This window comes from Jannaschia pagri, assembly GCF_019655435.1.
GTDB classification, from domain to species: Bacteria; Pseudomonadota; Alphaproteobacteria; order Rhodobacterales; family Rhodobacteraceae; genus Jannaschia; species Jannaschia pagri.
The window spans coordinates 25,821-37,691 of sequence record NZ_BPFH01000006.1 but is presented as its reverse complement, the minus strand read 5'-3'; the positions used below and the strand labels follow the sequence as shown (position 1 = coordinate 37,691).

Sequence of the window (11,871 nt, the reverse complement as noted above, 5' to 3'; positions counted from 1 at the left end):
TTCAACCACCTGGGCACTGCGACATCTCGCCGAAGGCCTCAATAATGTCCTTCAACGGCGCGTCCTTGAGCAACGGCAAGCGGGCCCCACCTTGGCGCAGAATCACGTCGACGGAGTAACGCGCATCCGCGTCGGGACCCCTGCCGATCAGGCACGGCGCCAGCGTGATCCCAAGCGAGCCGTCCAACCCGACCTCTTCCGACCAGTTGATCAGACGGACCTGCTGGTCCCGGAACCGCTCGTAGTCCTCAGGATCGATGCGGTAGCCCCCCTGCCACGGGGACAAAATGAACGTCTCCGCGTGACTGATCCCGTCAGACTGCCGCACGCCCGACAGGACCAGGACGCTTTCGTCCGCAAGCAGACCGATCCCCTCGGGCAAAATGGGAAAGGCCGCAATATCTGCAGGATCTGCCGTCAATGGATCCATCCGAGAGGCGAGCAAGGCCGTGCCCGGCACCACAGATGCGCACCCGGTCAGTGCCAGGACCGTCGTAGCAAGAAGGATTGACTTCATATCGAATCTCATATTTTTACTGTTTTACATTAAACTTTCATTGAGGAACATCGAATGACGGTCAAGAGGGTAATGCGCGTCTCTAGGTGGCTTCGCCTGGCGTGCACGATCAACATGTTGGCGATCCCGCTGCTGTTCAGCTGTGCCGTCTTAAGCGGTGAGTTCACGGCCCATGCGATCACGGACGCGCACCCGGACCTGCGGATCGACACGCCGCCGGGGCTGTGGGCTGTCATCACTTACATCGTGATCGAAGCGCTTCTGGCGGTGGTTGCTCTCTATGTCCTCTGGCAAATGCGCGCGCTCTTTGGCGGCTATGCCCAGGGCGAGGTGCTGACCGTCGACAGCGCGCGGCGCCTGCTTCGGTCCGGTCGCGGGCTCCTGACGCTGGCGGCGACTGGCGTCTTGGCCCACAGCGTGCAGACCGTCCTGCTGAGCGCCGGGAATGCCCCGGGGCAGCGCCAACTGTCGATCACCCTGTCCGATGCGGATCTTGGATTCCTGTTGTGCGGCGGCCTCTTGCTGGTTGTCGGCTGGGCCATGGTCGAAGCGGCCCATGTGGCCGAAGAAAACCGGGGCTTCGTCTGATGGACATCGTCGTGCGGCTCGATGTCATGATGGCCATGCGCAAACGTAAGGGGCGCGATCTGGCTCAGGAAATTGGAATTAGCGAGCAGAACCTGAGCCTGCTCAAGTCCGGGCGCGTCAAAGGGATTCGGTTCGAAACCCTGGGGCGCCTGTGTGCTGCCCTAGACTGCCAACCCGGAGATCTGTTGGAAGCGGTCCCTGTTCCAACGCCCAACGATAGCGGCACAAACTGACGCGTCGTTTGTTACGATGGGACTACAGGATATTGAGGGCTGACATGATGTCGTCCACGCTTTCCCCCATCTCTGCACTCACAGTCTCCGTCTGCTCAGACAGGGTTTTGATTTCTTCGGCGATGACACCGAACGCGCGCCCCGCATCACCCGCATGGGCCGCCTCCACCCGCGCGTTGAGCGAAATCAGCCGCACCGTTCGGGCAATGGTGTCGATCCGGTCGCGGGCATCCAGTGCGCGCAGCCTTGCCTCGGTCGCGGTCCGTTGACCATGGTCTCGCAACGCATTTCCGGTTTCCGCCATCTTACCGCTGAGGGAGACCATTGCAGGATGGAACACCTTATAGGCCGTCCCCATCACACGGTCGAAAATCGCGGGCTCCAGATCACCTCCAGCATCGAGCGCGGCAATCACCTCCTCCAACACGGCGCGATAAGCGTCGATTGCCCCAAGACTGCCCGTCGTATGGGCATCCGTCTCTTCGAACAGGGGATGCAGGGCGGGATGAAGCGTTTGCCGGTTTCTCCAGTCGGCCAAGAGATCCCGCAAGGCGTCATACCCTTCCGTCGCGCGGTTTAGGCCATCACGGGCCGATACGCGCATCTCAGGATCCCGGCTCAGCAAAACCGCCGCCACGAACAAGGCACATCGCGCACCCTGAAAGCGCAGGCTCATGGGCAGTTGGAGCGCCGCGCGAACGGCGTCGGCGGGCGCCGCTGACCTGTCGAGTTGGGCGGGCAAAGCTGTTTCGAAACTTGGGTCATAGGCGCTCATGACCTTGGAATAGGACTGGACCGCTAAAAGAAGGCTTAACGCGTGCGAAGCGATACCAGCAACGCTGCCGCGACCTCAGCGCCGCTTGCAGCCCCGACCCAAGACCGCTATCGACCCGCGCTATGACACGGGTGCACGACCTCAGCGATCATGCCTTTCTGCCTTGGCGGTTCTTCGGACGTGCCCACGGGGTAACGGCGCGCGGCTGATGCCGATCTCGCCGCCTATCGCCTGACACTCTGATCCTCCGCAAGGACCCGCAAAATGACCGGTAAGACACTCTACGACAAGATCTGGGATGCCCACGTCGCCCATGAGGCCGAAGATGGCACCTGCCTGCTGTATATCGACCGCCACCTGGTTCACGAAGTGACCAGCCCCCAGGCCTTCGAAGGCTTGCGGATGACGGGCCGGACCGTGCGCCGCCCGGATCAGACCATCGCCGTGCCCGACCACAACGTGCCGACGACCGCCGGCCGCGAAGACCCGAAGAACATGACCGAGGACAGCGCCATCCAGGTGGCCGCCCTGGACAAGAACGCCAAGGATTTCGGCATCCACTACTATCCTGTGTCCGACGTGCGTCAGGGCATCGTTCACATCGTTGGCCCTGAACAGGGCTGGACCCTGCCTGGCATGACCGTCGTCTGCGGCGACAGCCACACAGCCACCCACGGGGCGTTCGGCGCCTTGGCCCACGGGATCGGGACGTCAGAGGTGGAGCATGTGCTGGCCACCCAGACCTTGATCCAGAAGAAATCCAAAAACATGAAGGTCGAGATCACGGGCAAGCTGCGCCCCGGTGTCACGGCCAAGGACATCACCCTGTCCGTGATCGGCAAAACCGGCACTGCGGGCGGCACCGGCTACGTCATTGAATACTGTGGTGAAGCCATCCGCGACCTGTCCATGGAAGGCCGGATGACCGTCTGCAACATGGCCATCGAGGGCGGCGCCCGCGCCGGTTTGATCGCGCCAGACGAGAAGACGTTCGAATATTGCCAGGGCCGACCCCATGCGCCGAAAGGCGCCCAGTGGGAAGCCGCCATGGACTGGTGGAAGACCCTTTATTCCGATGACGACGCCCATTGGGATATGGTGGTGACCATCGCAGGCGAAGATATCGCGCCCGTCGTGACCTGGGGCACCTCGCCCGAGGACGTGCTGCCAATCACTGCTGCGGTTCCTGCCCCGACCGACTTCGAAGGCGGCAAGGTCGACGCCGCCGCCCGCTCGCTGGACTACATGGGCCTGACGCCGGGGACGCCCCTGTCGGATGTTGCCATCGACACGGTCTTCATCGGCTCCTGCACCAATGGTCGGATCGAGGACCTGCGCGCTGCCGCCGCGATCCTTAAGGGCAAGCGCGTCAAGGACGGCATGCGGGCCATGGTCGTCCCCGGCTCAGGCCTTGTGCGCGCGCAGGCCGAGGAAGAGGGTCTGGCCGACATCTTCAAGGAGGCCGGGTTCGAGTGGCGCCTGGCGGGTTGTTCCATGTGCCTGGCCATGAACCCGGATCAGCTGCAGCCGGGCGAGCGGTGTGCGGCGACCTCGAACCGCAACTTCGAGGGCCGCCAGGGCCGTGGGGGCCGCACCCACCTGATGTCCCCGGCCATGGCCGCTGCGGCTGCGGTGACCGGCAAGCTGACAGACGTGCGCGAGCTGCTGTAACGCCGGCGCTCGATGCTCTCAAAGACCCCGCCTCGGCGGGGTTTTTCGTTTGTGGCTCGGTCGATGGCAGGATCGCCCGCCCAGTGGCGCCAGCGTTGTTACAGCCCCATCTTGTCGAGAAACCGCCCCAGGTTGGGGTCGCAGCGATCCCAAGGCAAGGTCTGGCGGGTGACCCAGGCCACAGACGAGAATTCCGACGTGTCATACGTCAACGCGGTCTGGCGGGGCACGCATAGGGGGTACCAAAGCGAGACGTCCGTATGACCGCGCGTGCGCCCGACCGTTTCGGTGATCGTGAGAAACGTCGGGCTCGGCGGCACTATGAAATCGTACAGGCCCAGCTCCTCTGCCGCCTCGCGACGAACGGTATCAGCGGGGTGCTCATCCGGGTTCACGTGCCCCCCCGTCGGCAGCCAAAGACCCGCGTTCAGATGATCAACCAGCAGGACATGGTCCCCATCTATCAGCACGAAGTAACTGACCAGGTGCCTGGGCGGGGTCGCGGGCTTTTGCACACGGAAGAGCGGCGCGCCGCTGTCGATCCAGGCCAGGCCCTGTGCCCGGTCCTGAGCCTCGCGCGCGTCCCCGGGAGGGATGGCGGCGATCACATCGCGAATGTCTGACCGCAGAGCCATGGCGGGCGCTTACATCGCTAGTGCAACCACTCGCAAGCGGGCAGCCAGATAGGCCGCCCGAATGCTCCAGAGGGAATGTCAGCGCCTATTCGGTCGATGCCACCGCAATCGGCTGCATCAGATTTCCCAGCATGACGTAGTCCCCCACCGCCTCACAAGTCGGCATGGTCATGGTGATGTCCTGCGTGACGACGGGGATACCTGGCCCGACTTGGATCGTGCCGCCGTAGATGTCCTGCGCGCAATTGGCCTCGGTCACTGGCGCCTCAATGCTCAAGGTGGCATCCAGGCCCGCAGGCAGGGTGTAGACCAAAGCAAGGCGGGCATCCTCGATCCCGGGATCGCCCAAGGGCGTCAGAAACCCACCATTTCCGGACAAGGCATGGGCAATCGTGCGCGGTGCCTCGGGGCCGACATGACCGTCATCACCATAGCTAGCCTCGCCTTCAAAGGCGTGCAGCTCAAGCCCGGCAGACCCTTGCCAGTACAGGATCGCGCGATGATAGCCACGCACATCGACCGCTTCGGTCTGGAACGAGAGGGGGTCCCGGTCCGCCACGAGAATGGCAACCGCAGGTTCATCCGACAGGGCCGGCATCTGCAGCGTCGCGGTACCGGCTTCGTCCAGGACGATGGCGAACTGGAGGTCAGATTGCACAACATCCACGCGGGAGCCCGCATCACAAGGCGCGCTGATATCCATGGCAATGGTTGCGGCGGCCAAGGACATGGCATCGACCGTGATCGCGCAGTCACCCTCCCCCAGAACGGCCTGGGTTTCCCGCAAGTCCGTCAAGGCGGGCAATCCATCCGCAACCGTGGACGTAGCCGGCGCAGAGGCATCCGCGCTTTGCGGTTCGTCCTCGGGCAGATCTTCGGCCTGGGGCAGATTGGGGGCGGCGGCTGTCAGAAGGGTCGGCATGGCCGCGCCTGGCATCGCATCGTCAAGAACTTTGGCGTCCAGGACATTTGTCAGCCCCTGGGCCACATCCTGAGACTCGTTCGAGCCAAGCACGCTCCACCCCACGGCGGCAGAGGCCGTCAGGAGCAGAATCGCAGCGGTCCGCCGCCGCACATCCCGCCGTTTGAACCGCGCCAGGAGTCGCCCTGACACCGATGCGGGCGCGGCCTTTGCAGCGGCCCGTTCCGCACGGCGGCGCGCAGCAGGTCCAGGGGCCTTCACCAGCGGTTCAGGGACATCGTTCAGGTCATCGTCGGTCATGGCTTCCGTCCTTGAGAACAGATCGTTTCCCAAAACAGATGCCAATGGATTCAGGCGATTCTAGGGAACGGCTGCGCCAAGATACGGATCATTTCATGTAGAAAGCGTTTAGACCGCCGTCCCAAAAGGTGGCCGTCGCGGGGCTTAGTAGGCCCCGTGGCAGTGCTTGAATTTTTTGCCGGATCCACACGGACAGGGGTCATTGCGACCCGGGTTTCCCCACGTGCTCGGGTCGTCTTCCACAAAGCCCGGGCGCGCCTGACCGGAAGGGGCCTGAGCACCCGCCGGGACCGGCTGAGGCGACGGCTGGGGCGCGGCCACACCCGCAGCGGCCCGCTGCTGGGCGACAAGCTGTTCCAGCATCGCCTTCCGCTCGTCCTCGGTCATGGGCCGGATCTGCGACAGTTTCTTGGTCACATCCGTCCGCAGGCTGTCCAACATGCCCTCAAAGAGCTGAAAGCTCTCGGTCTTGTATTCGTTGAGCGGATCCCGCTGGGCGTAGCCACGGAAGCCAACGACCGACCGCAGATGCTCCAGAGTCAGCAAGTGTTCGCGCCACTTTCCGTCAATTGTCTGCAACAAGACCTGCTTTTCGATGTTGCGCATCTGATCGGCGCCGAAGGCCTCGGCCTTCTCGGCCATCAGCTTGTCGGACGCTTCATACAAACGCTCCCGCACCACGTCCTGGTCAACGCCGTCTTCGTCCGCCCAGGCAATGATCGGCTCATCCAGGCCCAGGACGTCAATGCAGGCCGCGTAAAGCCCGGTGGCATTCCATTGATCGGCGTAGGTCTTGGGCGGCAGGTATTCGTCCACCAAATCGTCAATCACCTGGTGGCGCATGTCCTCGGCGGTTTCGCCGATTTCTTCGGCCTCCATGATCTCCAGGCGCTGCTCGAATACGGCCTTCCGCTGGTCGTTCATCACATCGTCGAACTTGAGAAGCTGCTTGCGGATGTCGAAGTTCCGCCCCTCGACCTTAGCCTGGGCCCGTTCCAGAGACTTGTTCACCCAAGGGTGAACGATGGCCTCACCCTGTTTCATGCCCAGGGTGTTGAGCACCTTTTCCAGACGTTCGGACCCGAAGATCCGCATCAGGTCGTCTTCCAAAGACAGGAAGAACGTGGACCGCCCAGGGTCCCCCTGACGACCGGAGCGGCCCCGCAACTGGTTGTCGATCCGGCGGCTTTCGTGGCGTTCGGTGGCCAGCACAAATAGCCCCCCCGCGTCGAGGACCTTTTGCTTGTCGGCGGCGACCTCTTTCTCGATGCGCTGGCGCACCTCTTCGGGGTCGGTTTCCGGTGTCTCGGCCAGGGCCTGCAACACGCGCATTTCCACATTGCCGCCCAGTTGGATATCGGTGCCGCGGCCCGCCATGTTCGTGGCGATGGTGACTGCACCGGGCTTGCCCGCATCGGCGACGATCTGCGCCTCTTGCTCATGCAGGCGTGCGTTCAGAACGTTGTGCTCCAGCCCCTTGGCTGTCAGCATCTGGGACAGCATCTCAGACTTTTCGATCGAGGTCGTCCCGACCAGGACCGGCTGGCCCTTGCCATGGGCTTCGCGGATTTCCTCTACGATGGCGTCATATTTCTCCCGGGCGGTCCGGTAGACTTGGTCGTGTTCGTCGGCACGGGCCACAGGCTTGTTGGTTGGCACCTCAACCACGCCGAGACCATAGATCGAGCCGAACTCCTCCGCCTCGGTCGCCGCCGTGCCGGTCATGCCGGACAGCTTGTTATACAGGCGGAAGTAGTTCTGGAAGGTGACCGAGGCGAGGGTCACGTTCTCGGGCTTGATCGACACGCCCTCCTTGGCCTCGATGGCCTGGTGCAGCCCATCAGACAGGCGGCGCCCGGGCATCATGCGGCCAGAGAATTCGTCGATCAGCACGACCTCATCGTCGCGCACGATGTAGTTCTGATCCTTGGCGAACAGCTTATGGGCACGGAGACCCTGGTTCACGTGGTGGACGACTGTTGTGGATTCGGGGTCATAGAGCGACTGATCCTCGGGCAGGATCCCGGCCATGTGCAACCGCTCCTCCAGGAACTCATTGCCTTCGTCGGTGAAGGTCACGGAGCGTTGCTTCTCGTCCAAGGTATAATGGTCGTCCTGGATCTCGGGGATGATCCGGTCGATGGTCACATAGAGGTCAGAGCGGTCCTGCGAGGGGCCAGAGATAATGAGCGGCGTGCGGGCCTCGTCGATCAGGATGCTGTCCACCTCGTCCACGATGGCGAAGTTATGCCCGCGCTGCATCATCTCGGAGGTGTTGGAGCGCATGTTGTCGCGCAGGTAGTCGAACCCAAGCTCATTGTTCGTGGCATAGGTGACGTCGGCCGCATACCCGGCCCGCTTTTCGTCATCGGTCTGCTGGGGGACGACGACACCGGTGGTCAGCCCCAAGGCGGCGAACACCTTGCCCATCCATTCCGCGTCACGGCGCACGAGATAGTCGTTGACCGTCACAATATGCACACCCTTGCCCGCCAGGGCGTTCAGGTAGGCGGGGAAGGTGGCCACGAGGGTTTTGCCCTCACCCGTCTTCATCTCGGAAATGTTGCCTTGGTGCAGGAAGATCCCGCCCAGCAATTGGGTGTCGAAGGCGCGCAGACCAAGGGCTCGCTTCGCGGCCTCCCGGCAGTTTGCGAAGGCTTCTGGCAGCAGCGCGTCGAGGCTTTCTCCGCCCTTCGCACGCTCAACCAACCCAGCGGTCCGCGCCTTGATGTCCTCATCCGAGAGCGCCTCGAACTCCGCCTCCAAGGCGTTGATCTGCGCCACGATCTTGCGCGTTGCCTTTACCTTACGGTCGTTCGGCGTTCCGAAGACCTTTTTCGCGATACCACCAAGTCCCAGCATGTCTAAACCTTGCCCTTCGCGCCCTTGCCGACCGCCCGATGGCCCCATATCACTTTGGGAAAGACGGTGTCAGTGCCCTTGTGGGCGCGGTGAAAATTGCCTCTTGCGCACTTAAGTGGCGCGCCAATGGGTGTCAACGAACGCCCCTGGGACGCAGGAAATGAACGGCCACCGTGCCGGAAAGGACAATCCCCGATGCAACGACTACTGACTGGGGCCGCGCTGGCCCTTGCCCTGGCCGCCCCCGTTCAGGCCCAGGATGCCTCAACCGTCTTGGCAACCGTCAATGGCACCGACATCACGCTGGGCCATATGATTGCCATGCGCAGCCGACTGCCGGAGCAATACCAGCAACTGCCCGACGACGTTCTTTATAACGGGATGTTGGAGCAATTGATCCAGCAGCAGGTCCTAGCCGATGCGGCGCGCACCGACCTGTCCTCTGCCGATGAGATCGGGCTGGAAAACGAGGCACGCGCCTTTTTGGCGGGCCGCGTGATTGACCGGGCCGCTGGGCAAACCATCTCGGACGAAGCGCTGCAGGCGGCCTATGACGAAAGCTACGGCAGCACGGAGCCGGAGACGGAGTTCAACGCCAGCCACATCCTCGTGGAAACCGAGGAAGAAGCCCAAGCACTGGTGGTCGAATTGGAAGGCGGCGCTGATTTCGCGGAACTGGCGCGGGAGCGGTCCACCGGACCGTCGGGACCCAACGGCGGGCAGTTGGGCTGGTTCGGCACGGGCATGATGGTCCCCCCGTTCGAGGCCGCCGTCTTGGAGCTGGAACCCGGACAGATCAGCCCCCCGGTTCAGACGCAGTTCGGCTGGCACGTGGTCAAGCTCAACGATGCGCGCAGCAAAGACGCCCCACCGCTGACCCAGGTCCGGGGGGAGTTGGAGCAAACCCTGCGCTCGGCCGCCGTCGACGCTGAAGTGGAACGGCTCACCGCAGAGGCGGAAATCGTCCGGCGTGACATCACACCCGATGCCGCATTGATCCGCGACACGGACCTTTTGACGGAGTAACCCATGGGCAAAGCGTCGGGAAAATCGGGAAAGAAAACCAAGATCAAGAAAACCAAGGCATCGCCAAAGTCCGAGAAACTGTCGGCCAAGGCGATGAAGCGGGCGAAGAAAGCCACGAAGACCAAAGCAGAACCGAAGAAAAAGGATCTGTTGGCCCAAATCGCCGCCCTGGAAGCACGGCTTGCCGCGCCGAAGGGGCCTTTGGTTTCGCCCCTGGCCCCCGATTTTCCGGACTTGCCCGCCATTCCTGGCGTCCGCTTTTCGACCGCTCAGGTGGGAGTGAAGTATCAGGGGCGCACCGATGTGATGTTGGCCGATCTTGCTCCCGGCACCTCGGTCGCCGGGGTCTTTACTCGCTCCGCCACGCGGTCGGCTGCGGTCCTCGACTGTCAGGCCAAACTCAAGGCCACCCAGGACGGATCGGGCGGTTGGGCGCTCTTGGTAAACTCCGGCAATGCGAACGCCTTTACGGGCACGGCGGGGGCCGGGGCTGTCACGGCCATCTGCCACGCCACCGGCCAAGCCATCGGTCTGCCCCCCGCGCGGGTGTTGACCGCGTCCACCGGCGTGATCGGGGAGCCGTTGCCTTCTGACCGCATCACTGGCGCGCTCGACACCTTAGCCAAGGGGCTCACCAGCGACGGCATGGGCGATGCTGCGCGGGCCATCATGACCACGGACACGTTCCCGAAAGGCGCCACGAGAACCGTTGATCTTGATGGAACACCGGTCACGATCTCCGGCTTTGCCAAAGGCTCCGGCATGATCGCGCCGGATATGGCGACGATGCTCGCTTACGTCTTTACCGATGCCAAGGTCGGGGCACGCGCGCTGCAAACGATGGTGTCGGATCTCACGAAGTCGACCTTCAACGCGATCACGGTCGATGGCGACACCTCCACGTCCGACACGCTGATCGTCGCCGCCACCGGTCAGGCCGATCACGCGGAAATCAAGACCGCCCGGACGCGTGCCGGTCGTGCGTTTAAGGACGCGTTGGGCGAGGTGTTTAAGGATCTTGCCCTGCAAATCGTCAAGGACGGCGAAGGGGCCACCAAGCTGGTCGAGGTGTCGGTCACCAGCGCGGCCAACGCCTTGGACGCCCGTCGCGTCGCCAGCGCGATCGCCAACAGCCCCTTGGTTAAGACAGCAATCGCTGGCGAAGACCCCAATTGGGGCCGTGTCGTCATGGCCGTCGGCAAGTCCGGCGCCCGTGCGGACCGGGACAAGCTGCGCATTTGCTTCGGCGACATCGTAGTGGCCGAAGGCGGGCAGCGCGCGGACAGCTACGCCGAAGAGGCCGGCGCCGCCTACATGGCGCGCGATCACATCTTGCTCGCCGTAGATCTTGGTATGGGATCTGCATCGGACACCATGTGGACCTGCGACCTCACCTACCGTTACGTCGAGATTAATGCGGACTACAGATCTTGATCCGCAGGAGACATCCGTGACCGACCCTATCGTTCTTGTATCCGCCGTGGCGCTTGTAGACCGCGACGGGCGTGTCCTGTTGGCCCAACGCCCAGAGGGCAAATCCATGGCAGGTCTCTGGGAATTTCCGGGGGGCAAGGTTGAGGCGGGCGAAACCCCGGAAGCGGCGCTGATCCGTGAACTCCAAGAGGAGCTAGGCATCGACACCTGGGCATCCTGCCTGGCGCCGTTAACCTTTGCTTCACACTCGTACGATAGCTTTCACCTGCTAATGCCACTGTTTGTGTGCCGCAAATGGACCGGTCAGGTCCAATCCCGAGAGGGGCAGGCATTGGCTTGGGTCCGCCCGGCGGAGCTCAAAAAATACGCAATGCCGGCCGCAGACATTCCATTGGTGTCAATTTTGCGCGACTGGTTGTAACTTTCTAAACACTCTTCGCAGTTTGCACAGGATTGTCGCATTTTAGGGGGTGACGTGGGCGTTGTATGACATATTTATGAATCACTCACAGCCAGTCGGAGGAAGCTGGATGCTTAGGACTATTACCATCGGGAACCACCTGTCTATTCAGGGTGTGTTCGTTCAGATGCTGAAGAACGGGCTCATGGAAGTCCGCGTTGGCACCCGCACTTTTGCCGGTCGCCCCGTCAGCTAAGTAGAAAATGTGCACATACCTCTGGCGGGTCCGGTTCACTCACACGGCCGACCCGCCAGTTTTTATTTTAAGACCATCGTCAATTGGTCGTATATCTCACACGATTGAGATTTTATTCGACCTGCCGGACGGAGCTTGAACGTCTCGCAAGGTAAAAGAGACCTTCTGCAATTTCGCATTGGGGTTCTCAAAGAGCGACATCAGCATTTGAGCACCTGCGGTCAGCTTTCGACTTTCCCTGCGCCCGCAACG

General features: G+C 62.5%; 12 protein-coding genes. 7 read left to right on the top strand and 5 right to left on the bottom strand.

The annotated features are described in order from the left end of the window. Nucleotide 1 precedes the first annotated feature (1 nt). The gene (locus tag K5R33_RS15125; RefSeq protein WP_220749908.1) at nt 2-517 is read right to left on the bottom strand and encodes a hypothetical protein; all 516 of its coding nucleotides are present in this window, start codon (nt 515-517) and stop codon (nt 2-4) included. Nucleotides 518-571: 54 nt separating this feature from the next. Between K5R33_RS15125 and K5R33_RS15120 the strand changes: the two genes are divergently transcribed. Next, nucleotides 572-1,105, top strand: a complete 534-nt coding sequence (locus K5R33_RS15120) for a DUF2975 domain-containing protein (protein ID WP_220749907.1) — start codon at nt 572-574, stop codon at nt 1,103-1,105. Further along, on the top strand, nt 1,105-1,338 hold the full coding sequence (locus K5R33_RS15115) for a helix-turn-helix domain-containing protein (protein WP_220749906.1): 234 nt from the start codon (nt 1,105-1,107) through the stop codon (nt 1,336-1,338). The genes K5R33_RS15120 and K5R33_RS15115 overlap by 1 nt, the downstream gene beginning before the upstream one ends. A 22-nt stretch (nt 1,339-1,360) precedes the next feature. On the opposite strand, the gene K5R33_RS15110 is transcribed toward K5R33_RS15115, so the two are convergent. Beyond that, nucleotides 1,361-2,113, bottom strand: a complete 753-nt coding sequence (locus tag K5R33_RS15110) for a methyl-accepting chemotaxis protein (protein WP_220749905.1) — start codon at nt 2,111-2,113, stop codon at nt 1,361-1,363. 264 nt (nt 2,114-2,377) lie between these two features. Between K5R33_RS15110 and leuC the strand changes: the two genes are divergently transcribed. Continuing rightward, nucleotides 2,378-3,784 carry a 3-isopropylmalate dehydratase large subunit gene (gene leuC, locus K5R33_RS15105; protein ID WP_220749904.1) on the top strand — a complete coding sequence of 469 codons (1,407 nt, stop codon included), beginning with the start codon at nt 2,378-2,380 and terminating at the stop codon, nt 3,782-3,784. Between the two features lie 98 nt (nt 3,785-3,882). On the opposite strand, the gene K5R33_RS15100 is transcribed toward leuC, so the two are convergent. From K5R33_RS15100 to secA, 3 genes are all read right to left on the bottom strand, one after another. Next, complete coding sequence (locus K5R33_RS15100) at nt 3,883-4,419, bottom strand: NUDIX domain-containing protein (RefSeq protein ID WP_220749903.1); 537 nt, start codon at nt 4,417-4,419, stop codon at nt 3,883-3,885. An 85-nt stretch (nt 4,420-4,504) separates the two neighbouring features. Then, nucleotides 4,505-5,641, bottom strand: coding sequence for a hypothetical protein (locus K5R33_RS15095; RefSeq protein ID WP_220749902.1), 1,137 nt, complete (start codon nt 5,639-5,641; stop codon nt 4,505-4,507). A gap of 144 nt (nt 5,642-5,785) precedes the next feature. After that, nucleotides 5,786-8,503 carry a preprotein translocase subunit SecA gene (gene secA / locus K5R33_RS15090; protein ID WP_220749901.1) on the bottom strand — a complete coding sequence of 906 codons (2,718 nt, stop codon included), beginning with the start codon at nt 8,501-8,503 and terminating at the stop codon, nt 5,786-5,788. A 195-nt stretch (nt 8,504-8,698) separates the two neighbouring features. On the opposite strand from secA, the gene K5R33_RS15085 reads away from it, so the two are divergent. The 4 genes from K5R33_RS15085 to K5R33_RS19120 all read left to right on the top strand — a co-directional run bounded on the left by K5R33_RS15085 (nt 8,699) and on the right by K5R33_RS19120 (nt 11,619). Beyond that, entirely contained in the window at nt 8,699-9,529 is an 831-nt protein-coding gene (locus K5R33_RS15085; RefSeq protein WP_220749900.1) for a peptidylprolyl isomerase, read from the top strand. A 93-nt stretch (nt 9,530-9,622) separates the two neighbouring features. Continuing rightward, nucleotides 9,623-10,963, top strand: a complete 1,341-nt coding sequence (gene argJ, locus K5R33_RS15080; RefSeq protein WP_220750095.1) for a bifunctional glutamate N-acetyltransferase/amino-acid acetyltransferase ArgJ — start codon at nt 9,623-9,625, stop codon at nt 10,961-10,963. Between the two features lie 16 nt (nt 10,964-10,979). Beyond that, nucleotides 10,980-11,384 (top strand): 8-oxo-dGTP diphosphatase MutT, encoded by a 405-nt coding sequence (gene mutT / locus K5R33_RS15075; RefSeq protein ID WP_255588501.1) that lies wholly within the window; start codon nt 10,980-10,982, stop codon nt 11,382-11,384. A 109-nt stretch (nt 11,385-11,493) separates the two neighbouring features. Next, nucleotides 11,494-11,619, top strand: a complete 126-nt coding sequence (locus K5R33_RS19120) for a hypothetical protein (protein WP_255576487.1) — start codon at nt 11,494-11,496, stop codon at nt 11,617-11,619. The last annotated feature ends 252 nt before the right edge of the window (nt 11,620-11,871 follow it).

Coding starts and splice junctions, on each gene's coding strand:
- K5R33_RS15100 (WP_220749903.1), bottom strand. CDS start 4,419: ATGGCTCTGCGGTCAGACATTCGCGATGTGATCGCCGCCATCCCTCCC.
- K5R33_RS15115 (WP_220749906.1), top strand. CDS start 1,105: ATGGACATCGTCGTGCGGCTCGATGTCATGATGGCCATGCGCAAACGT.
- K5R33_RS15120 (WP_220749907.1), top strand. CDS start 572: ATGACGGTCAAGAGGGTAATGCGCGTCTCTAGGTGGCTTCGCCTGGCG.
- K5R33_RS15110 (WP_220749905.1), bottom strand. CDS start 2,113: ATGAGCGCCTATGACCCAAGTTTCGAAACAGCTTTGCCCGCCCAACTC.
- K5R33_RS15095 (WP_220749902.1), bottom strand. CDS start 5,641: ATGACCGACGATGACCTGAACGATGTCCCTGAACCGCTGGTGAAGGCC.
- secA (WP_220749901.1), bottom strand. CDS start 8,503: ATGCTGGGACTTGGTGGTATCGCGAAAAAGGTCTTCGGAACGCCGAAC.
- leuC (WP_220749904.1), top strand. CDS start 2,378: ATGACCGGTAAGACACTCTACGACAAGATCTGGGATGCCCACGTCGCC.
- K5R33_RS19120 (WP_255576487.1), top strand. CDS start 11,494: ATGCTTAGGACTATTACCATCGGGAACCACCTGTCTATTCAGGGTGTG.
- K5R33_RS15125 (WP_220749908.1), bottom strand. CDS start 517: ATGAAGTCAATCCTTCTTGCTACGACGGTCCTGGCACTGACCGGGTGC.
- argJ (WP_220750095.1), top strand. CDS start 9,623: ATGAAGCGGGCGAAGAAAGCCACGAAGACCAAAGCAGAACCGAAGAAA.
- K5R33_RS15085 (WP_220749900.1), top strand. CDS start 8,699: ATGCAACGACTACTGACTGGGGCCGCGCTGGCCCTTGCCCTGGCCGCC.